Raw genomic sequence first — 20,565 nt, 5'->3', positions numbered from 1 at the left:
ATAGTCCGCACATTGAGTTGTATAATCGGAAAAACCGGAAGGCAGTTGCTTCCCGGTTTTTTTGTAGTGGCCCTGTACCGGGAAGTAGCTGGCCCGCTACCTTTTAATAATTCAATACAATCCGGAAAAAGCTATCTTTGATTGATGAACGTACGACTTCATGGTGCGTTTTTGTAATCCGGTTTATAGCTATGAATTCTCCAGAAAAGCCTGGTCGCCGACAGGTCCTGAAACTGAGTGCACTCACTGCGGCTGCCGCCCTGACGTCCCGCTTCGACGTGTTGGCAGCTCCCGCTAAGAAAGTTGGTCTGCAACTGTATACCTTACGAGACGAGATGGGCAGAGACCCGGTCGGGACTCTGAAAAAGGTAGCCCGGATCGGTTATAAAGAGGTAGAATCATTCGGCTATGCCGGGGGCAAGTTCTTCGGTAAAAAACCGGCCGAATACGCGGCTCTGCTGAAAGACCTGGGCCTGTCGACGCCCAGCGGCCATTACGTTACGGGCAAGGTGATGATGAAAGACGAAGGCTCGCTGATCAACAACTGGAAACGGGCGGTTGACGATGCCGCAGCCATCGGGCAGAAATACATGGTATGCGCCTACCTCTTTCCGGAGGAGCGTACCAAACTCGATGATTACAAAAAATACGTCGACCTCTTCAATAAGTCGGCCGAAGTATGCCGGGCGGCCGGCATACAGTTTGCGTACCATAATCATGACTTCGAGTTCAAAGCGCTGGGTGGTAAAGTGCCGTACAATGTGCTGCTGAGCGGTACTGACCCCAAGCTGGTACAGCTGGAATTAGACCTCTACTGGGCTACGTTTGCCGGGCAGGATCCCGTAGCGCTGTTCAAAAAGCACCCCGGTCGGTTCCCGCTCTGGCACATCAAAGACATGGAAAAAACACCCGAACGGGCTTTTGCCGAAGTAGGAACGGGAAGCATCAATTTTCAGCGCATCTTCGACGCACGCAAAATAGCCGGTATGACCCACTATTTTGTGGAGCAGGACGTCTGTAAACGCCCCCCGCTGGAGGCTATTGCCATCAGTTACAAAAACGTACAGAAACTAAAGGTGTAACGAGCAAACCGGGCAGTTGGCGTACCTGTTGGCCACGACTGCCCGGTTCTGGTTTTACCGGGCAATGACCAGGCTCCCGCGTAATACCGGTTTTTCGGGCACTGTATAGACCGTGTAGGCATACAGGCCCGGCGGCAGCACGTTTCCGTTGAGCGTACCATCGAAGGGCTGCTTATAGCCCTTGTCGGACCGGAAAATGACCTCGCCCCAGCGGTTGAAGACCGTTACGACCGCATCCGGGAACGCTTCGATACCGGGCAGGTCCCAGGTGTCATTCATCCCGTCGCCGTTGGGGGTGAAGGCCTCGGGTACCCATACTCGGGCATATACGGTGATATGGATCGTATCCCGCGCTTCGCAGCCGGAGCTGTTGGCCACGTAAATCGTGTAGGTAATATCATTCTGAATCGACTGAACCGTTGGGCTGGCCGCGTTTGCGTTATCCAGATACTGCCCCGATGCCCATTGAAACTGATTCGGGCTACCGGTCAGGCCCGGAGTCAGGGCGAACGTATTGCCTTTGTAGGTAATGAGGGAGTCGGCCAGGTCGATGGTCGGAATAGGCGATACAACGGCCGTTCGGGTGGCCACCACCCCGGCACATTCGGGCGCCGGTTTTACCGTATAGGTGACGGTGTGGTTCCCGATGCCGGCCCGCAGCGGGCTGAACTCATCTTCCGCTACGCCCGTGCCCTCGTAGATTCCGCCCGCCGGCTTGCCCTGCAGGCTGTAGGCCGGCGCATTGGGACCACAAACGGCCGGTAGCGAATCGAGCAGGACCGTAATGGGCGGTACCGGGGTGATGCTGACCGGGGCTGACACGCCCTGACAGCCATAAATGTCTTCGGCCGTTACGACATAGGAACCAACGGCCGAAATGCTGTACTGAGCAGACGTAACCCCTGCTACGGGCTGTCCATTAAACTGCCAGCTGTACGTAAGTCCCCCGCTTCCCCGCAAGCTCAGGGTCGCTTGCGGGCAAAGCCGGTTGAAGCCCGATTCAGATGTAACAACCGCCGAAACCGCTGCCGATCGCGACACATCGGCGGTGTCGGTGCGCGACAGGCAACCCAGTGTCTGGTGGGTCATGACAACCCAGTAACGCCCCGGCTGGCTGGTTCGCAGCGAATCGACGGTTTGACCGGCCAGGGGGAGGCCATTGCGGAACCACTGGTAAGTCACCTCCGTTTCGGACGATTCGGCGCTCAGACTAACGCTACCTGTTGTGGCGCATAAATGCCCGGCAGTGGCTAATCGGGCGTCGCTACCGACTACAGATACCGCCAGTACCTCTGAATTACCGACTTTGCTGCATATGTTTTTTGTTGAAGCCACAACCGTGTACAGGCCGGTAGCCCGGGCCGCCAGGGTGGCGCTGGTAGCCCCCGACAGATTGACGCCATCACGACGCCACTGGTAGTTCCAGTTAGGATCGAACGACGCTTCGAGCACGGCTGAATCGCTCCGGCAGATCGTCGTACTTTGCTGGCCGGGGCGGGTAATGATCTGTACCGTTGGTTCAGGGGTTCTGGCCGGCGGACAATCAACGACCAGAAACTGAAAATCACGCCGTACCTCCCCGATTTTCACCCCGTTGCGAAATTCTTCGACCCGTACCGCAAAGACGAATAACCCAAGCTGGGTTGCTGTTACAGATAGCTGCCCCGTCTGGGCGTTGACGCGCAGCGGCTGGCTGGCTTTGATGGCGTTATCGGCGCTATAGCCGGCGGCCCAGGTTACGTCGGGGTAGGGAGCCGGTGCCACAATATTACCCTGCCCCTGTCCATTCCCGTTTTTCTGGTTCAGGGGCGTAATCATTGAGTAGCGCAGCTCGTCGCCATCAGCGTCTGTACCACCGAACGGAAAGGTAAACGGTTCGTTGATGCAGATATACTCGCCGTTGATAGCCGGAAAGCGGGGCGATGAGTTAACGAACAGGCGTCCTCCCTGAACCAGCGCCGGAAACTCCATGTAAAAAGTATAGCCGGTCTGAATCGGATTGACCAGGTTGGTAATGCTGCCGTTGCGGTTACGCGTCTGATAAGAGATGTAATACCCTTCCGGGTCGCTGTAGGTGGCCGGGTCGAGCTGGATAGTGGCTTCAAAGGTGGCCACGATGAAGCTGAGATTCCGCTGATCGGCGCAGACGGAGTTCGCATAGATGACAGGTTGGCGCTGGCCGGTTTCGCTAACGGTAAACGACATCATGAGCCCGTTGTCGCGCTTGCGGAATATGCCCAGTGTTCCTCCGCCCTGCTGATCGGCCCGGCGCCCGGCTTCCATGTAATTGGTGACGATGATTCGATAGGCGCCGGGTACTGTGCCGATGGAACGCATCTCAATCTGCCCACCTACCTGATGGGTTGCCCGTAGTGAACCGGGGAGAAGAATCAGTAAAATCCAGACAAAGACAAATAGAGTTAGCCGCATACAACAACCGTTACCTGAAACGCTACATTCACTCAGCACTCTGATACTGTAAATGCCACGCTACGCGGACGCACTGATGCAGTAGCCGACAAACTCTACGCTTAGCTAATATACAAATTTGGGTGTCTAATGACGTGAAAAGTAATTGATTACCAGCCAACGCGCCAATTTTGTTTTCGTACGGTATCTGGTGATGAGGTATTTGCTGGATAGTCCCAATACGCCAGCAGGCTCCGGTTCGTTGCGTCGCTCCCGAAACAGTATGACAGCGGTATAAGCGGGTGTTATTTAGGCTGGTGATAAATGAGAACCGGTACGTCCGATGTCTCGATCAGGGCCGAGGTCCGGTTTGGGTGGAGCAGACCATCCAGGAAACCCGATTGGGGGTAGAGCTGCATCACAATCAGGTCGACGGGCGGATTTTTGAGCTGGTCTTCGGTCAGGATCTGCAGTTGCGCATCGAAGGTATCGACGAGCGAATCGGTCTGGGCCGACACATTGGCCTGGGTCGTTCCCGACTGCATGGCGTAGGCAATGGTGCGGACCTGCGCCTGGGGAGCCAGGGTGCCTTCTTCGACCATAGGTACGATGAGAACCGGGCAGATAGCGGAGTCGGCAACTTCAGAAACGGCACTGCCGGCCAGCCGGTCAAAGAAACTGCTGAGCGAGCTACGACCCATGATGATCAGATCCGCCGAGGTTTCGCGGGCTGCGTCGAGAATTTCATCTTCAACGGAGCCGATCCGCCAGTCTGTCACGACAGAGAGGCCTTCAGCCTGCAGGTCAGCGGCCAGTTGTGACAGGCGTTGCTGGCTTATGTCTTCAATCTCCTGCGACGCGGCCAGGCCCAGGCCCGGATCGCCCAGGGTAGGCAGGGTCGTGTCGGCAATCATGGGCTGGTACACGTGCAACAGGGTAACCGTGGCCCCCGTCTTGCGGGCAAACAGTCGAACCCAGTTTAACGGAGCGGTGGTGCTGGACGAAAAATCAGTAGGGAAAAGTAGGTTTGTCATAACAGTTGATGCTGGCAGGGGGCCTATCAGTTCGCCCGCCTGGTGGTTCACTGTCACTGATAACCAGGAACAGACAACTGTGTTTACAGCGAATACCTACTCCTCCGGTCTAATCCAGCCAGGGGCGCGGGTTACCTTTCTCCCGGCCGGTTCCCTAAACTAACCGAATGGTTGGGTAAATATTTATTGTAAGGTGCTGTTTGTCAGTATTTAGTAGTAAAGTAATATAGTCCTATAGCTTTGCTTGTGATTATATTTGTTGCCGAAATTAGTACAGCCTTTCCTCTCATGACATCAGTAAACAAAACCCTGCTCATCAGTGCTTTCTGCGCCCTCGCGTTCTACAGCTACGGAACCGCCATGATGGACTATTTCGTCGCTTATCCGTCGCGGGCTCTGATGGGAGTGCCTGATTTTGTGACCTATCATGCCCTGCACGAACAACGCATGATACCGGAACATATCATACCGTTCCTGTTCCTGACTATCCTCAACGGGCTTATCATCTGGAAACGGCCCGCCGGTATATCGGGCTGGCTCCTGTGGGTGTCGTTAATATGTCTGCTCACCGACTGGCTCCTGATGCTGTTCGTGCCGACGCCCGCCACCTTCCCGTCCGCGCTACACGAAGAACAGGGGCAGACGTTGATGCGGCTGGTAATCGACACCAATAACGGTCGTATCCTGCTCGAATCGGTGCATACGGTGCTGGCGTTTATTATGCTGTGTCAGCACGCGATTTATGGCATCAACCAGCGCCTGACCGATCAGCCCGTTGGGTCTCACTGATCAACGCCAGGCTGGCCAGATCATGACCCGGCAGGCGGACCATTAGTCCGTGTTGCGGGCTTTTGGGTCGGGCGTAACGATGGAGGCTATTTCGGGAACTTTGTTCAGCTTTTCGATAGCCAGCAGCTGTTTCATGGTCTTTTCCATACCTTCGGTCGACCCATCGAGGAAGATAACGTTGCCCCGGCTGTTTTCGGCAAAATGCTTGACGGCTTCCGTCCAGATCGAGAAGAGGATCAGGGACGCATCGAGATCGGCTTCGTTCATGACCTTGGCCGACTCGGCCATACCTCTGGCTACCTCCTCGCGGAACAGCGCCACCCCCTGCCCCCGCAGCTGAGCGGCCGTTTTTTCGGCTTCGGCGGATATTTTTATGGCATTCCCTTCGGCTTCGGCCGCTTTGGTTTTGGTGATGAGCAATGCCTGCCCTTCGTTTTCGGCGGCTGCCTTAAGGTTGGAGGAGGCTACTACCTGCGCCATCGAGCGCATGATTACCTCGTCGAACGCAATATCATTCAGTTGCAGGTCGGTCAGGTGATAGCCCCAGCTTTCGAGTAGGCTGTCGAGCTGCGCCTTCACGTGTTCGATAATTTCGGAACGCAGGGCCAGAATTTCGGACTGCCGCTTGGTGGCTACAAAACTACGGATGGACCCTTCGATGGTGCGGATGAGCGCCTGCATGAACGAAGCCTCGTCGATAAACTTGAACGCCACGTTTTTTATGGTTTCCTCGGCCTGGTTCAGGACCGAATACACCAGCATAGCCTTGAAATTGACGTTGGCCTGGTCGGCCGTAATGGCCTGGAACGCCAGCTCGACCGACCGGTTCTGGATGGAGATGCGCCGGTAGATGAACTCGATGAAAGGAATCTTGAAGTTCAGCCCCGGGGTCATAACGCGGGCGTATTTCCCAAAAATGGTAATAACCGCTACCGTACCCTGCTGAACGATAACGATAGACAGAAACGCGATAAGTACCGCCAGAAAGAATAGGATGCTTAGAATAATCATACGTGTCAGGTTAAGAGTAAGTAAAGCAATGTACAGCTTTGGGTGATAGTTACAATACGGAGCGAGCCCAAACAAAAACCGGATGCTGCATCAACGTACAGCATCCGGTTTTAGGATCGTTGGGATATTGTATGACCGGGCCGCCGAGCCGATAAATCTACCGCCAGGCGGATGAACTAGTGGGCAACCAGCCAGTTTTCTCCGACGCCGATGCCGGTTTCCATCTGAACCCCCATCGGAATAGCGTTCTTCATGATATGATCGACATGCTCGCGCAGCAGATCGAGCTCATCGCGGTGGGCGTCGAATACCAGTTCGTCATGTACCGTCAGGATCATCTTCGATTTCAGCTTTTCCCGGCGCATGAAGTCATGAATCTGGATCATGGCAATCTTCAGCATATCGGCTGCGCTCCCCTGAATAGGCGCGTTTACGGCGTTGCGTTCGGCAAACATGCGGTCGGTTACGTTGCGGGAGTTGATGTCGCGCAGATACCGGCGCCGGCCCAGAATCGTTTCGGCGTATCCGAACCCACGCGCCTTCTCAACGCTCTGGTCCATGTAGGCTTTGATGGCCGGAAACTCGGTGAAGTACTCATCAATGATCTGAGCCGCTTCCTTGCGCGGAATCTTCAGCCGCTGGCTCAGGCCAAACGAAGATATGCCGTAGATGATGCCGAAGTTGATGGTTTTAGCCTTCCGGCGCATGTCGCTGGTGACGTCGCCGAGCCCCACGTGGAAGACCTTGCTGGCCGTCTGCGTATGGATGTCGACGTTGTTGTTGAACGCATCGAGCATGGTCTGGTCACCGCTGAAGGCGGCCATGATCCGGAGTTCGATCTGCGAGTAATCGGCCGACATAATCAGGAACTCCGGCCCGCGCGGCACAAACGCCTTCCGTATCTCCTGACCGCGGGGGGTACGGATTGGGATGTTCTGCAGGTTGGGGTTGGCCGATGAAAGCCGCCCCGTGCTGGCCACGGCCTGGTTGAAGGAGGTATGAATGCGGCCCGTACGCTTGCTGATCAGTAGCGGCAGCGCATCGACGTAGGTGTTCTTTAGCTTGATAAGCTCCCGGTAGTCAAGGATTTTACGGGCAATTTCGTGCTCTTCTTCCAGCTTCGACAGGATCTCTTCACCAGTGGCGTACTGGCCGGTGCGGGTTTTCTTGGCGTTCTTGTCGAGCTTGAGTTTATCGAACAAAACCTCGCCGAGCTGCTTCGGCGACCCGATGTTGAACGACTCGCCCGCAATCTGAAAAATCTCCTGCTGTACCTGCCGCATGTCTACCTCAAGTGTAGCCGACAGTTCGGCCAGGGCGTTGGTATCGAGGGTGATCCCTTCCAGCTCCAGGTCGGCCAGCACTTGCACGAGCGGCATCTCGACCTGATCGAACAGTTTGTGCAGGCTGTCCTTTTCGAGCCGGGGCGCGAAGGCGTTGCGCAGTTGCAGGGTGATGTCGGCATCCTCGCCCGCGTACTCCACTATTTTCTGCACGTCTACATCGCGCATAGTCAGCTGTCCCTTCCCTTTTTTACCAATCAGAGCTTCGATCTCAACGGGCTGGTAGTTAAGGTAGGTCATGGCCATCATGTCCATATTATGGCGCATTTCCGGCTCGATCAGATAGTGCGCAATCATGGTATCGAACAGTTTGCCCTGCACCTCGACGCCGTACTTTTTCAGCATCAGCAGGTCGTACTTGAGGTTCTGTCCGATTTTTTCGATAGCCGCATTCTCGAACACCGGCTTAAACTGATCTACAATGGCCTGCGCTTCGGCCCGGTCGTCGGGAACGGGTACGTAAAAAGCCTCGCCCGGGCGGTAGGCGAACGATAGCCCGACCAGATCGGCCTCAACGGGGTCGATGGCCGTTGTTTCAGAGTCGAAACAGAGGCTGCTCTGAAGACCCAGATAATGGACCAGACTGGCCCGCAGCTCGGCCGTGTCGACCAGTCGGTAGTCGTGAATGACCGATAAGATATTTTTCCGGCGCTCGGGCTGAACCTCGTCAATCTCGTAGTCGGGAAAAACGTCCAGATACGCCGGTTCGCTGGTTTCGGTGACGGTAGCGCCAGGCGCATCGTCGGTCGTTTTGGTATCGGTAACGGCATCTGGTGTGGCGGCCGACGCCGACGCGACCGGAGCTTTCACTTTAGTCCGCTTCGGCTTTTCAGCGGGTTGGGCTGCAGCCGGAGACGCCGAGTCGAAATCGAAGGGCAGGTCGTCGGCGCCCGATGGCTTCACCGCACTCATGTTGGGGAACGGCAGGAAGGCCGGCGCCTGATCGGCGGGTGAATCGAACAGATTCATCTGGGCCGGTGGGTTGTTCTGAAAAGCGGTGGGGAGCGGTTTTTCGTCGTAGGTTCCGCCGAGCAGCCGCGTTTTCATCTGCCGGAACTCCAGCTCATCGAGCAGGGCGGCCAGCCGGGGTTTGTCATATTCGGTGTGCCGCAGCCGGTCTTCGTCGAAGTCAACCGGAACATCGAGGTGGATGGTAGCCAGCTGTTTGGAGAGCATACCCTGCTCCGCAAAGTTGACGACATTCTCTTTGAGTTTGCCCTTCAGCTGGTCGGCACTGGCAATCAGATTTTCGACCGAGCCGAAGTCGGCAATGAGTTTCTGGGCTGTTTTTTCGCCAATGCCCGGAATGCCCGGAATGTTATCGACCGAGTCGCCAACGAGTCCGAGCATATCGGTAACCTGCTCGATGCGTTCGATCTGCCAGCGTTCCAGGACTTCGGGTACCCCCAGCTTTTCGGCGGGCTTGCCCATGAAGGCGGGCTTGTAGATATGAACGTGCTCTTCGACCAGCTGCCCGTAGTCTTTATCGGGCGTCATCATATACACCTCAAAATCGGCGCGGGCCGCTTTCTTGGCGATAGTCCCGATAATGTCGTCGGCTTCGTAGCCGTCCATGATCAGAATCGGGATATGCATGGCTTCGATAATCTGCTTGATGTAGGGCGTAGCCACGCTGATGTCTTCGGGCTGCGACTGCCGGGTGGCTTTGTACATCGGAAACTGTTCGTGCCGGAAGGTTTTCTTCGATGAATCGAAGGCAACACCGATGTGGGTCGGTTTTTCTTTCGACAACACCTCGATCATGGCGTTCATGAAGCCGAAGATGGCTGAGGTATTGACCCCTCTGGAGGAGATGCGGGGGGCTTTGCTGAACGCAAAATGCGCGCGGTAGATGAGGGCCAGCGCGTCTAACAAAAACAGTTTTTTCTGTGGTTTAGCCATTCGATAAAAGTCGCAGATCAATTCGCCAAAGGTCGAAAGTCGGGCCCAGAAAGCCTACTTGCGCCCTGATAAATTGACGATAAACTGGGGTATTGGGTATACAAATACAACAGCCAAAACCGGGTTTTGATTCAGGATTTAGCTTGGAGAAGCCTGCCTGCAGGCCATAAAAAAACGGACCAGTCTCTGAAGGCTGGCCCGTACTCTCATAGCTAGGAACTCGGATAAAAGACTACGGTAATAACACCCGGTCGATCTTGTGAATCACCCCGTTGGTGGCGTTGATGTCGGCTGTTGTCACGGTCGATACGTTGGTACCGTTACCACGGCTAAGCAGCGTAACCGCGTTGTTGCTACCGACGGCTACTGTCAGCGAGCCACCGCCAAAGGTGGTTACGGGGCCATTGGCTAGCGTAGGCGAATAGGCACGGGCATTGGGTATCACGTGATTGGTCAGTACGGCCGTTAGCGTGGCTACCGAAGCCGCGTTGATGGCGGCTACATCAGCAAAACCGGCTGCATTGAAGGCGGCATTGGTTGGAGCGAGTACAGTAATGGGTGTCGTTCCGCCCAGGGCTCCCGTTACGGCTGCACCACCCCGCTGGGCAGCAGCTACCAGCAGCGACAGCTGCGGATCGGCAGCCGCCAGTTGCAGTACGTTACCGGCCGGTGGCATCAGAACCCGGTCAATTACGTGCACAACTCCGTTGGTTGCCTGTACGTCGGCCTGCTGTACGCGGGCGTTGTTAACCGATACCGAGCCTGAGCTGGCTTTGGTAACGAAAATCGGTGCATTGCCCGAAACCGAAGTCGGATACGAGGTCTGTGCCGTCGGGATAGCCGAAGACGCTACGGCCGTACCGCTCACAACGTGATACAACAGGATGTTGGTCAGGGTAGCTACCGAAGCTGCATTGATGGCAGCCGCATCGGCAAAACCAGCCGCCCGGAAGGCGTCATCCGTGGGAGCAAACACCGTGAAAGGACCGTTGCCCGACAGGGTTGTTACCAGACCAGCCCGCGTGACGGCTGCTTCTAGCAGGGTAAACTGGTTTCCTGAAACGACCAGGTCAACAATATTTTGCGGGGGAGGAATTGTCGGATTTTCTTCGTCTTTACAGGCCGAAAACGTCAGGGCCAGCGCCAGGAACAGGCTAGACAATAAACCAAACGCCCGGAGCGATTGCTTAGAGGTTTTAGCGAACATAATGTTTCGATTTGTTATTGGTTGTTAAGCGCACAGTTTCCCACATGTATGGGTGTACCTTTCCCAAACGACTGTTTGGTAATATTGTTTAGCAAAAGCATAAAAACCCTAAACAAACTGTCAGGATTTGCCAGTCACCCCGCCCTATGGCTTTGATCACTTCCGGTGCGGCCAGCGCTGCGGAAGCCATTTACAGTACCGACGCGGTCTGGCAATAGGCGCAGAATGCTTTGTTATCGGCCCATTCTTCGCGGGCGAGTTGCAGATTGGTTCCGATGTCGGCCAGGATCTTGGCACCCATCGCAATGGGTAACCACGGCTTCTGTTCAGCCCGTTTTTTACCACCTGCTGCGGCCAGCCAGGCCGTTAGCCCGTAGGTGACAATCATGATGACGGCATCGGGCGTGTCGAGCCGTGGCACCCGTCGTCTATCACATCTAACCCATCCCGTTTACGGCGGCTTTGGTTACAAAAACTGAGTTTACGTCCTATTTTCCGAATGTAGCGTACAGCTTCAGCCGCATCCGGTAGGTTCCGTTGCTGTTGTCGCCGAGGGCTAGCCGTTCCTGCGGAAGTTGGGCCGCGCTGGTAACCGCCGTCAGCAAAAGGGGGCGGTTGGTAAGCCGGTTGCTGAGAATTTCATTGAGGTAATACGTCAGGTCGAACACGTACTGGCCCTGCTGTTCGAGGTCGGTCAGGCTGTAGCTGTAGGTGGCGCCTACGGTGCTGCTACCACCCGTTCCGTCGGGAACGATAGCCAGCCGTTCGTTCTGGCTGTTGGTCTGGAACAGTACTAGCTGGGCGGGTGGGGCTGCGTTGCTGCGCGGGTTCTGACCGACGGGTTCAACGATCAGTTCGGCGCGGTTGAGACCCCGAAACGTTTCGAGCAGGGCCAGCTGACCGATTGACGGGAAGCTGAGCCGGGTCTGTAGCATGGCTGCCGGTATAACAAAACTCGTACGCTCGGTCTGGCTGCTGGCTACGGAACGGCTGCGGTCAGTCAGCGCTACCAGCGGAGTGCCGCTCCGGCTGGTTACGATCTGGCTGAAATGCCCTCCTTCCAGCGGAAATCGGAGGGTGCTTCGCGTCTGATTGAGGTCGTTTTCGTGGTAATAAAGCACAAGCCCCGCCGACCCCGATGAAATAGCGAGTTTGAGCAGCAGATTGGCCGAGGTCGGTTCGGCTACGAAGGCGAACCCTTTCAGCAGGTTATGGAAGGTTTCATTGTCCGAAATCGTTCGGCTGCGAAGGGCTGCAAAAAGCGACTGCCCGTAAGCGTCCGGTAGTTTCAGCCGCACCTGCCGACTGCCGGAGCCGGGCCGGGGCTGAACGGTTTTTACCAGAAATGACGATGCTTCGTACCCAACGGCATCGAGGTTGTAGTAAGTCTTGGTATCTACGGTTTCGGTGAGCCGATGTACGCGTAAGGTTGTCGGGGTTGTCGTATCGCCGTAGGCTGTTCCCAGCGGCAGCACCAGCACCAGTGAGTCAAAGCGGGCGCCGGTCCGGTCGGGCAGATCATGGCTGACATAGCTTACCGCCGAGAACCCAAGTGCCGACGTGCGACCCGTCAGGGCGTCGGTCCACTGACCTACCAGTACGCTGCTATCGGCCGAAGTAGCAAAAGTGTCGGTCAGAACCGTAGCCGCGTCAACCCGAAACGTGTCGATGGGCGTAATGGCCAACTCCAGCGGACTGATTATCTGCTGACCCACGTCGAGGTCGCCCTGCTGGCAACTCGTGCCGATGAGCAGCAGACCCAGGAAGGCCGTAGTCCTGGCTGTAAATGAAGTAATAAACATGTGTATGTGCGGTGAGCCGTCGGCCTGTTATTTAAGGTCGGCGGGGCTGAGGGTGGGGGGGAACTGGCCCTGTCTGATTTTGGCGATGGCCCGTTCGCCAACACGCCGGGCGTGTTCTTCGCTCTCGAACCCCAGCCAGCCCACTACGGCTGGCTGGGTTGGCTGATGGATGAGCGGTACGTTATTACGCAGAATATCATAACCCCAGCCCGCCGATGTGAGGTATGTACGCAGGCTGTAGCGGGGCGATGCCTGATACAGCCAGACCATAAGCCCCATGGCCAGCACCCAAAACAGGCGCATGGCCCAGGTGCGACGGGGTTGCTGCTTAGTTGTCATCGTCGCGTTCCAGGCTTGGGTCGTACTCCCACAGATCGTCCAGCACGCTGGTGCCAACGCTACCGGTTGTAACATAGGCTTTGTTGTTCAGCGCAAAGCCGCAGCTGTACAGGCGGTTGCTTCCCTCGAACGTATTTTTGTCGGCCCATGCATCGGCAGCCGGGTCATATTCCCAGACCGTGTTGTTGCCGTCGCCGAGGAGTACGTAGGCTTTGTTGTTCAGGGTGAAGGCAACGCCATAGCTCCGGGCTACCGTTTCTTCGTCGGTGAACTTATCTTTTTCGATCCAGGTGTCCTGAGTCGGGTCATAAGCCCATACATCTTTCTGGGCCGTACCGTTGTTATTGCCCGTTACCACATACCCGAGGTTGTTGAGCACGAAAGCAACGGCACCCAGGCGTTTGGAGCCGCTGAAGCTGGCCGTTCGCGTCCAGGTGTTGGTAGCCGGGTCATAGGCGTAAAAATCTTTGAGGTAGTTGCCGTCGAAGCCGGTGCCTACGTAACCCTTGTTGCCAATCGTGAACGCTACCGCATTTCGGCGGGCTGTACCGGCGTAGTCGGCAATGCGTCGCCACTGGTTGCTGGCGGGGTCGTATTCGTAAAAATCGTTGAGCCGGTCGCTGTTCTCGTTCAGACCAGTGCCGATGTAGCCTTTGGTGCCGACCGAAAATCCGGTGGCGGCCTGGCGGGCTGAACCGGCAAAATCGGCTATCTGGGTCCAGGTGTTGCGGGTCGCATCGTACGACCACATATCGCGCAGACGCTCGTTATCGGCATTATTGCCGGTGCCCACATAAGCCACGTTGTTGATGACAAAGCCCGCTGCGGCCTGGCGGGCAATACCTTCAAAGTCGGAGCGACGGCGCCAGTCGCCCAGGGGGGTAACGCTATCCGAGTTACTACAGCCAGCGAGGGCTAGCAGAAAGGTGGAAACGGGGACAGCCAGCCAATGGATGGCTACTGAAAAGCGGAAGCATTTCATCATTCGGGAAGTTGATTACACCGACGAATACGCCGGAAATCAACCAACCGTTGTAAGCAGTCTCCTTTAAAAAATGTTAAATCCAGAGAAGTGCTTCCTCAGGGAGTGGTCAGACTGAACGAAGCAGGAACGTGTATTTTAGCCCGCGGAGGTCTGCCCGTCAGCGGGTTGATGGGTCGGCGAAGGCAATGGCTAACGGCTCAAGAGCGAACGTCAGGCCGTTTGTTTTTCTGCCACAACTTCAGGGCCTACCGGTTGCCGATACGCCTGAAACGGAATCTTCAGCAGGCTGCCTACCTGCGAGTGCTCGTGGGGGCTGAGGTGGGTATCGATACCATATCGGAGATCTTTCCCGGCCATTTCGTGGTAGGTGCCGAAGAGCCGGTCCCAGTAGGGGAAAATGTTACCGTAGTTTGTGTTGGTAACCGGCAGCACGTAGTGATGATGAACATGGTGCATATTGGGCGTTACGATGAACAACCCCAGTAGCCGGTCGACCCGGCGCGGTAGTTCAATATTGGCGTGGTTGAACTGTGATAACGCCACCGACAGCGCCTGGTATAAAAAAACCAGCCACATCGGCGCCCCTGTAACGAGTACGGCAGCCGTTGTGAATACGAACCGAATCACGCTCTCACCCGGATGATGGCGGTTGGCGGTGGTAGTATCCACGTAGGTGTCGGTATGATGAATCAGGTGGAAACGCCACAAAAATTTAACCTGGTGTTCGGCCCAGTGGGGGAGCCACGCACCGATCAGGTCAAGCGCGAGCAGACCGACTAGTGCTTCGACCCAGAGCGGCCAATCAATCCATTGCAGCAGACCCAGGTGGTTCTGAACGGCCCAGTCGCTGGTCCGGAGCAGGATGAACGCCAGCACAAAATTGACGACAATGGTAGTCAGCGTAAAAAAGATGTTGATGCCTGCATGGCGCAGTTTGTTGTACTCGAACCGAAAGAGCGGGGCCGCGCTCTCGATCAACCAGAACAGCGTAATACCACCAACCAGAATCAGGCTTCGGTGAGACGATGGGATGTGTTCCAAATACGCAACCAGACGCTCCATAGTAGGTTGAATTAATCTTGGATTAGATTATACAAAAATAGGGATAATTTCTTTGATAACCCCTTATTTGCCTGTTTCACTTTTCGGTCGTTGGTTTGTAGCGCGTTTATAGAAACCGATCATCACAGACTATCTACACTGGGTGTTATCAACCGACTGTAGATCGAAAACAGAACAGAAAACGAATGCCCCAGCCCAAACTAGCCCGCGAGTCCATGACGGTTATGACCGAGATGGTACTGCCCAACGATACCAATACCCTGAATAATCTGATGGGTGGCCGACTCCTTCATTTTATGGACATTGCGGCTGCTATTGCCGCGCAAAAGCACTCGAACCGCATCGTTGTAACGGCCTCGGTAGACAATGTCTCTTTTGCGGAGCCGATTCGGCTGGGAAACATCGTTACCATGAAGGCGCAGGTGACCCGCGCGTTCAGTTCATCGATGGAAGTGTTTATTGAGGTCTGGGCCGAAGACATCCCGGCGGGTGTACGGGTCAGTACCAACAGCGCGTTCTATACGTTTGTCGCCGTCGATCAGAGTGGCCGCCCCATCGAAGTTCCGGCGGTCGTTCCGGAAACGGATGAAGAAAAAGACCGGTACGCCAGCGCCCTCCGCCGGCGGCAGCTCCGTCTGGTACTCGCCGGCCGTATGAAAGCCCAGGATGCCACCGAACTCCGGGAGTTTCTGAAAGTAGAGTAACGGGAAGATTGTGTTGGAGCATGCCGACCGGAGAGATATACGCCCGGCAATAGCGCCAAAAAAGTAACCCCGGCCTAAAGGCCGGGGCTATTCATTTTTCGGTGGGTCCAGATTCTACATGGAGTTCCGTTAATGACTAGCTCCGGCATTCATGCCGGAGAAAGGAATAAGAACGTTTATTGCGTTAGCCGGAGCGACTGCCAGGCTACCATCTGCCATTGGCCACCCTTTTTTACGTACATATCCGTATACCGAAGCTTGAGGTCGGTGGGCGTGTTGTTGTTATTCATCTTGATCAGACAGACACCGTTGATGATGGCCGTATTCCCATACACCCGGACTTTCTGCTCCTGCGGGTCAATGGCTGCGTAGTTGGACTTGCCATCACGGATCGACTGGATATACGACTCCTTGCCATCCGTATTGCCGTTCGAGTGGGTGTAAACAAGGTCGTCGGCCAGTAGTTGGTTGAGGGCTGAGTAATCTTTGCTTACCTGGGCGTCGAACCGGCGTTTTTCGGCATCCAGAACCGCTTTTTCGGTAGCGTTCGATTGAGCCTGAACAAGGGGCGCGGTGAGCAGCAGGCAGAAGATGAGTAGGTGTTTCATGGAGAGTTATCGGGTTTATCAACTCGATACTAAAGAAGACAGCGCAGGGCTTCTACCGCTCTGGCTGATTAAGCTCAGTGATAGCCTGATAGACCAGCACCTTGAACTTGTCGGTCAGGTCGCCGTAGCTGTTCGGCACTTTCTGCGTGTACAGCAGGGCAACTACTTTTTCGTTGGGGTCGACCCAGTAGGTAGTACCGAAAAAGCCGCCCCAGTCGAATGCACCGGCTGAAACGGGTAGCCGGGCCGCGCTTCGTTCGGACGTAATCGAAAAGCCCAGCCCGAATTTGTTGAGGCCCTGGTTCAGATCCCCAATCTGGTTCTGGGTAATCAGGCGAACCGTTGTGGGACTCAGGATGCGCTTGCCATTATAGGTTCCGCCGTTGAGCAGCATCTGCAGAAAAATGGCGTAATCGTACAGCGTACCCGACAGGCCTGCTCCACCAGAGTAGTAGGTACCCGCCTGCTTGGGGTAGTCTTCCGAGATGCCCCCTTGCGTGGGCAGGCGCCGTAGGGTTCGGGTCGAGTCTTCGGTGTAGACGCGCGTCAGGCGGGGCTGTCGGGCAGCAGGCAGGTAAAAATAGGTGTCGTTCATGCCCAGCGGCTCAAACAGGCGTGTCCGGAGAAACTGGTCGAGCGACTGTCCCGACAGCACCTCGATCAGGTAGCCCAGTACGTCGGTGCTGAGGCCATAGGTCCACCGGTCGCCAGGATTGTGCATAAGGGGCAGGGCCGCCAGCCGCGGAATCGACTCGGCCAGTGTGCCGGTGGGGGTGCCGATACCGCTCGGGATTTTGTATTTGGCATAAATGGCTACGGCTTCTTTAGTGCCGATAGTCGGATAGCTGATGCCCGACGTATGCGTCAGTAACTGCCGGATGGTAATCTCCCGTTTGGCCGGAACGGTAGTGAACGTAGTATCCTTCTCGTTGAACTTATCGAGTACTTTGGGATTTTTGAATGCCGGAATGTATTTCGATATCGGATCGTCGAGCAGGAGTTTACCTTCTTCGAACAGCATCATCAATCCAATGCTGGTGATGGCTTTGGTTTGCGAGGCCAGCCGGAAAATGGCGTCACGCGTCAGGGGCGATCGGGTCGTTATGTCGTCCTGACCGTACGCTTTGTGATACACGATACGACCATCGCGGGCCACCAGCACCGCGACCCCTGCCTGACGACCTTTGGCGATGTAATCCTCAATGACAGCGTCCATGCGCCGGAGTCGGGCCGTGCTCATCCCAACGCTTTCGGCGGGGGCTTCCTTCAATACAGCGGGCACCGGACTGGGGCGCGTGGCTACTCGGGCAGCGGGTATTTGGGCCGTACCCGACAGAAAAAAACCGGCCATGAGGCCGGTTAGCATGCGTGTTTTCATGAACAGACCGGATGTTAGGAACCGGCGCTAAGGTACTTATTTTCGCGTCGCGATGATGTCGTACTTTTTCGAGTACTGCGTTCCGTTTCGCAGGGCATTGGCCGATGCGTTCAGCAGAAGCTGGTTGCTGGTGAAACTGCCCGTTGCTGCGTAGTCGGAGCTGACCTTGTTGGTAGGCGTCAGGGTAATCTGATCCGTTTTCTTATCGATAATGGTAAAGGTATCGCCGTTCAGCTCCGCCGTGACACGCTCCTTGACGTTTCCGTCGTACGACATGTCGAAATACATTTCTTTCGGATTTGAGGCCTTCGTTACGGCCACGTTGATTTTGCCCACATCGGGGGTCAGGCCGTCAGAACCAATGTAGATGGTGATGCGATAGTCGCCGTCATACGTACCAACGTATTGTTCGCGCGGGTCGATGTCGGGGTCGCTGCCGCCTGATTTTTTACAGGAGGTAGTCAGGGTGCTGACAACGAGTAACGCCATCAGTACGTTTCGATAAGAACGAACGATAGTAAGAAAAGCCATGATGTTTATTGGAAGATGGGTTAAGTCTGTTGTTTGTCTATCAAACGCCGTGCCGGTTTTTTAAGTATAAACGAACCTTGATTCGTTCGGCTGTCCTGTCGGCCCGCGGGCCTAAAACTGGAGCAGCAGGTTCTTTCGCTCCTGTTGCAGGGTAAGGGGTTCATCAATGAAACGGGCTTTAATACCCAGCCGTTTGCACATGGCCAGCCAGTCACGTTCGGGTACGATCAGAATCCCGTTCTGCTGCCGAACCGAGTAATAGTCGGAGAAGCGGAGCCGGAACAACAGCCTGAGCATCGATAGCAGCTGCCCCTGCCGCAGCGAACGCCCCAGTATGCTAAGCACGTCGCCCAGCACGCCTTCGGCCACGATCAGGTCGCAGAGCAGCGCCCGACCGCCGGGTGCCGCTGCGGCTTTTATGTTGGTCAGTAACTGCTCAATTTCGGCCGCGCTCCGGTAGTACTGAACCACGCTCATGACGATGATCAGATCGAACTGACGATCCGCCACCGGGCCGAAGTTCAGGTAATCGTCGGCTGGAATATCGTGAATATGCACGTTGGGATGACCAGCGTGCTTGGCGCGGGTGATCTCATTGTATCGCTTCGAGATATCGAGTCCGTGGATATCGCCAACCCGGCTGTGCCAGGCGTCTTCCAGGTTACCCGGTCCCGACCCGATGTCGAGTACCCGGGTTGATGGCGAAAGGGGGGCGTAGGTTTCGACCCGATCCAGAAAAAAAGCATAATTGGCGGTCATCGAGTCGTCGAACTCGTTTTCGTTTTGCCAGAAGTCGAGCCAGGTAGGCATGTGATGAGTGATGAGTGATGAGTGATGAGTGCCTTAGGCGGGTAGGGCTTCAGGTTGGCGCTGGGTGGTTGGTCGGTGCATCAGGTAGATTACCCGAAACCAGATCAGCACGCAGGGCAGCGCTTTCAAACCATAGGGTAATACCAATTCGTTGCGCAGAAATGCCGGAAACAGATCGCTCGGCGACATGATCGTCAGCACGAAGCAGCTGATCAGCAACCCGCGGTCAAGCCGCGATTGTGGGCAGACAAACCACCAGAGAATAACGCCCGTTACGGCGGTGATGTAAGTCGGTGACTCGGAAACCGGGTTAAAGATCACCTGGAAAATCAGTATCGACGCCAGCAGGAGCTGTTTGAACGTCTGTTCGCTATATCGTTTGATGTGTACGTAAACCGTACAGAACAGCAGCACGCCCGAGCCGATAATAACGGATGTATCCAGATTGGGCGATACGAAAAGGTGGAGCAGCCGATGAATCGATGTGTTGGCCCACTTGTCGTGGTCTGATTTGATAAGCAGCTGCCTGACCCATAAGTCATACTGCCAGGCCAGCTTGTCGGGCGTTGTGAACAACAGCGGCAGTAGCCCCAGCACCACAGCCCAGAACACCATCGAGACCAGAAACCGGCCGCGCTGCGGGTACAGCACAAAGAGGCCGGCCGCTACGAGGCTGTATATTTTTACATTGAACCCGAGCATGATGAAGCAAGCCGCCCAGAACGGTTGGCGCTTTTCGAAGCATAGAAAGGCGAACAGCGGAATGGCCCCAATGAGCGGATTGGTCTGGCTGTTGACGATCGACGTAAAGAGTTCGTGCAGACCGAACCAGTACGCGAACACCTGCTGCCGATGGGTCAGCGGCATGCGGTAGATGGCATAGACCCATACGGCCGCAAACAGCAGCTGCCACAGAAACAGACCAACCGAATAGGGGAGCGCGAAGACCGGCGAAAATAAAGCCGCAAAGGTGGGCGCGTAGTGATAGTGATCGAAATACTCAGCCGGATACTCAGCGTACAGACTCGTGCCGTTGATCAGATGATAGAGCGAGTGGTAAAAGATAGAGTAGTTATTCGAGTCCTGATGAATAACGATCCGGGTGCTGGCAAACACCATCAGCAGGGCATAAACGCCAAAAATGAATCGGAAATCGCTGAACAGCGGTTTGCTGAAAAAGGCACGCATGCTTGATCAGATAGCAGGCTTTATCCTGCAGGTACATTGGTTACGGAGGTTGGTAAAGATACGGTACTTTTACCAAGGGATCGATAAGTAATTGCTGAAGCGTACAGAAGCTTATGAATATAGTTACCTATTTTTTTGTTGACTCCGAACCGGAAACAGGTAAGGCTGTGGTCGCGATGGTGGAATCATTTCAGCCTTAGTAGGTTGACCGTAACAAGGCAAAAAATAAGGCTCCATACTACCCGGTCCCCGCGTCTTTCGTTTAAATTTACCCAATCGAACCTGACTGGCCGCGCCGGAACATCAGCGCTGTTCTGCCTCTGATCGGTACAAACTATGCAATTCTTGCCTCTCCATTGTCATACCCCCTATTCGCTGCTC

18 protein-coding genes are annotated in these 20,565 nt (G+C 55.5%); 3 read left to right on the top strand and 15 right to left on the bottom strand.

Annotation, left to right across the window (positions count from 1 at the left end; translation table 11 throughout):
- Positions 1–191 precede the first annotated feature (191 nt).
- Positions 192–1,082, top strand: a complete 891-nt coding sequence (locus B1C80_RS01315) for a sugar phosphate isomerase/epimerase (protein WP_077919239.1) — start codon at positions 192–194, stop codon at positions 1,080–1,082.
- Positions 1,083–1,136: 54 nt separating this feature from the next.
- On the opposite strand, the gene B1C80_RS01310 is transcribed toward B1C80_RS01315, so the two are convergent.
- Positions 1,137–3,512 carry a gliding motility-associated C-terminal domain-containing protein gene (locus B1C80_RS01310; RefSeq protein WP_077919238.1) on the bottom strand — a complete coding sequence of 792 codons (2,376 nt, stop codon included), beginning with the start codon at positions 3,510–3,512 and terminating at the stop codon, positions 1,137–1,139.
- A gap of 284 nt (positions 3,513–3,796) precedes the next feature.
- On the bottom strand, positions 3,797–4,525 hold the full coding sequence (locus tag B1C80_RS01305; protein WP_077919237.1) for a universal stress protein: 729 nt from the start codon (positions 4,523–4,525) through the stop codon (positions 3,797–3,799).
- Between the two features lie 288 nt (positions 4,526–4,813).
- Here B1C80_RS01305 and B1C80_RS01300 point away from each other — a divergent pair, with 288 nt between their 5' ends.
- Positions 4,814–5,314 (top strand): hypothetical protein, encoded by a 501-nt coding sequence (locus B1C80_RS01300; RefSeq protein WP_077919236.1) that lies wholly within the window; start codon positions 4,814–4,816, stop codon positions 5,312–5,314.
- A gap of 42 nt (positions 5,315–5,356) precedes the next feature.
- Here the strand turns inward: B1C80_RS01300 and B1C80_RS01295 are convergent, their stop codons facing one another.
- The 8 genes from B1C80_RS01295 to B1C80_RS01260 all read right to left on the bottom strand — a co-directional run bounded on the left by B1C80_RS01295 (position 5,357) and on the right by B1C80_RS01260 (position 14,965).
- Positions 5,357–6,325: an SPFH domain-containing protein gene (locus B1C80_RS01295; protein WP_077919235.1), complete on the bottom strand. Its 969-nt coding sequence runs from the start codon at positions 6,323–6,325 to the stop codon at positions 5,357–5,359.
- A gap of 176 nt (positions 6,326–6,501) precedes the next feature.
- A complete protein-coding gene (gene polA / locus B1C80_RS01290) occupies positions 6,502–9,570 on the bottom strand; it encodes a DNA polymerase I (protein WP_077919234.1) in 3,069 nt (1,022 codons plus the stop codon).
- 232 nt (positions 9,571–9,802) lie between these two features.
- Positions 9,803–10,777 (bottom strand): fasciclin domain-containing protein, encoded by a 975-nt coding sequence (locus B1C80_RS01285; protein ID WP_077919233.1) that lies wholly within the window; start codon positions 10,775–10,777, stop codon positions 9,803–9,805.
- 190 nt (positions 10,778–10,967) lie between these two features.
- Positions 10,968–11,198: a vitamin K epoxide reductase family protein gene (locus B1C80_RS01280; protein ID WP_236648555.1), complete on the bottom strand. Its 231-nt coding sequence runs from the start codon at positions 11,196–11,198 to the stop codon at positions 10,968–10,970.
- 67 nt (positions 11,199–11,265) lie between these two features.
- Positions 11,266–12,579, bottom strand: a complete 1,314-nt coding sequence (locus B1C80_RS01275; protein WP_077919232.1) for a DUF4270 family protein — start codon at positions 12,577–12,579, stop codon at positions 11,266–11,268.
- A gap of 27 nt (positions 12,580–12,606) precedes the next feature.
- On the bottom strand, positions 12,607–12,918 hold the full coding sequence (locus B1C80_RS01270; protein ID WP_161492691.1) for a DUF4907 domain-containing protein: 312 nt from the start codon (positions 12,916–12,918) through the stop codon (positions 12,607–12,609).
- The gene (locus B1C80_RS01265) at positions 12,908–13,903 is read right to left on the bottom strand and encodes a kelch repeat-containing protein (protein WP_129600431.1); all 996 of its coding nucleotides are present in this window, start codon (positions 13,901–13,903) and stop codon (positions 12,908–12,910) included. Before B1C80_RS01265 ends, B1C80_RS01270 begins: the two co-directional genes overlap by 11 nt.
- A gap of 210 nt (positions 13,904–14,113) precedes the next feature.
- Positions 14,114–14,965: a sterol desaturase family protein gene (locus tag B1C80_RS01260; RefSeq protein WP_077919231.1), complete on the bottom strand. Its 852-nt coding sequence runs from the start codon at positions 14,963–14,965 to the stop codon at positions 14,114–14,116.
- Positions 14,966–15,150: 185 nt separating this feature from the next.
- On the opposite strand from B1C80_RS01260, the gene B1C80_RS01255 reads away from it, so the two are divergent.
- Positions 15,151–15,669, top strand: a complete 519-nt coding sequence (locus B1C80_RS01255; RefSeq protein ID WP_077919230.1) for an acyl-CoA thioesterase — start codon at positions 15,151–15,153, stop codon at positions 15,667–15,669.
- Between the two features lie 176 nt (positions 15,670–15,845).
- Here the strand turns inward: B1C80_RS01255 and B1C80_RS01250 are convergent, their stop codons facing one another.
- The 5 genes from B1C80_RS01250 to B1C80_RS01230 form a co-directional block, all read right to left on the bottom strand.
- Positions 15,846–16,277, bottom strand: coding sequence for a nuclear transport factor 2 family protein (locus B1C80_RS01250; RefSeq protein WP_077919229.1), 432 nt, complete (start codon positions 16,275–16,277; stop codon positions 15,846–15,848).
- A gap of 52 nt (positions 16,278–16,329) precedes the next feature.
- Complete coding sequence (locus tag B1C80_RS01245; RefSeq protein ID WP_077919228.1) at positions 16,330–17,655, bottom strand: serine hydrolase; 1,326 nt, start codon at positions 17,653–17,655, stop codon at positions 16,330–16,332.
- 36 nt (positions 17,656–17,691) lie between these two features.
- Complete coding sequence (locus B1C80_RS01240) at positions 17,692–18,186, bottom strand: hypothetical protein (protein WP_077919227.1); 495 nt, start codon at positions 18,184–18,186, stop codon at positions 17,692–17,694.
- Positions 18,187–18,297: 111 nt separating this feature from the next.
- Positions 18,298–18,996, bottom strand: coding sequence for a bifunctional 2-polyprenyl-6-hydroxyphenol methylase/3-demethylubiquinol 3-O-methyltransferase UbiG (locus tag B1C80_RS01235; RefSeq protein WP_077919226.1), 699 nt, complete (start codon positions 18,994–18,996; stop codon positions 18,298–18,300).
- 33 nt (positions 18,997–19,029) lie between these two features.
- Positions 19,030–20,184 carry a glycosyltransferase family 87 protein gene (locus B1C80_RS01230; protein WP_077919225.1) on the bottom strand — a complete coding sequence of 385 codons (1,155 nt, stop codon included), beginning with the start codon at positions 20,182–20,184 and terminating at the stop codon, positions 19,030–19,032.
- Between the last annotated feature and the right edge of the window lie 381 nt (positions 20,185–20,565).

This window comes from Spirosoma sp. 209, assembly GCF_002006735.1.
GTDB classification, from domain to species: domain Bacteria; phylum Bacteroidota; class Bacteroidia; order Cytophagales; family Spirosomataceae; genus Spirosoma; species Spirosoma sordidisoli.
The sequence above is the reverse complement of the archived record's forward strand: the minus strand, read 5'-3'. Positions and strand labels throughout refer to the sequence as shown.

Coding starts and splice junctions, on each gene's coding strand:
- B1C80_RS01300 (WP_077919236.1), top strand. CDS start 4,814: ATGACATCAGTAAACAAAACCCTGCTCATCAGTGCTTTCTGCGCCCTC.
- B1C80_RS01235 (WP_077919226.1), bottom strand. CDS start 18,996: ATGCCTACCTGGCTCGACTTCTGGCAAAACGAAAACGAGTTCGACGAC.
- B1C80_RS01285 (WP_077919233.1), bottom strand. CDS start 10,777: ATGTTCGCTAAAACCTCTAAGCAATCGCTCCGGGCGTTTGGTTTATTG.
- B1C80_RS01305 (WP_077919237.1), bottom strand. CDS start 4,525: ATGACAAACCTACTTTTCCCTACTGATTTTTCGTCCAGCACCACCGCT.
- B1C80_RS01265 (WP_129600431.1), bottom strand. CDS start 13,903: ATGATGAAATGCTTCCGCTTTTCAGTAGCCATCCATTGGCTGGCTGTC.
- B1C80_RS01255 (WP_077919230.1), top strand. CDS start 15,151: ATGCCCCAGCCCAAACTAGCCCGCGAGTCCATGACGGTTATGACCGAG.
- B1C80_RS01260 (WP_077919231.1), bottom strand. CDS start 14,965: ATGGAGCGTCTGGTTGCGTATTTGGAACACATCCCATCGTCTCACCGA.
- B1C80_RS01310 (WP_077919238.1), bottom strand. CDS start 3,512: ATGCGGCTAACTCTATTTGTCTTTGTCTGGATTTTACTGATTCTTCTC.
- B1C80_RS01250 (WP_077919229.1), bottom strand. CDS start 16,277: ATGAAACACCTACTCATCTTCTGCCTGCTGCTCACCGCGCCCCTTGTT.
- B1C80_RS01230 (WP_077919225.1), bottom strand. CDS start 20,184: ATGCGTGCCTTTTTCAGCAAACCGCTGTTCAGCGATTTCCGATTCATT.
- B1C80_RS01275 (WP_077919232.1), bottom strand. CDS start 12,579: ATGTTTATTACTTCATTTACAGCCAGGACTACGGCCTTCCTGGGTCTG.
- B1C80_RS01245 (WP_077919228.1), bottom strand. CDS start 17,655: ATGAAAACACGCATGCTAACCGGCCTCATGGCCGGTTTTTTTCTGTCG.
- B1C80_RS01295 (WP_077919235.1), bottom strand. CDS start 6,325: ATGATTATTCTAAGCATCCTATTCTTTCTGGCGGTACTTATCGCGTTT.
- polA (WP_077919234.1), bottom strand. CDS start 9,570: ATGGCTAAACCACAGAAAAAACTGTTTTTGTTAGACGCGCTGGCCCTC.
- B1C80_RS01240 (WP_077919227.1), bottom strand. CDS start 18,186: ATGGCTTTTCTTACTATCGTTCGTTCTTATCGAAACGTACTGATGGCG.
- B1C80_RS01270 (WP_161492691.1), bottom strand. CDS start 12,918: ATGACAACTAAGCAGCAACCCCGTCGCACCTGGGCCATGCGCCTGTTT.
- B1C80_RS01315 (WP_077919239.1), top strand. CDS start 192: ATGAATTCTCCAGAAAAGCCTGGTCGCCGACAGGTCCTGAAACTGAGT.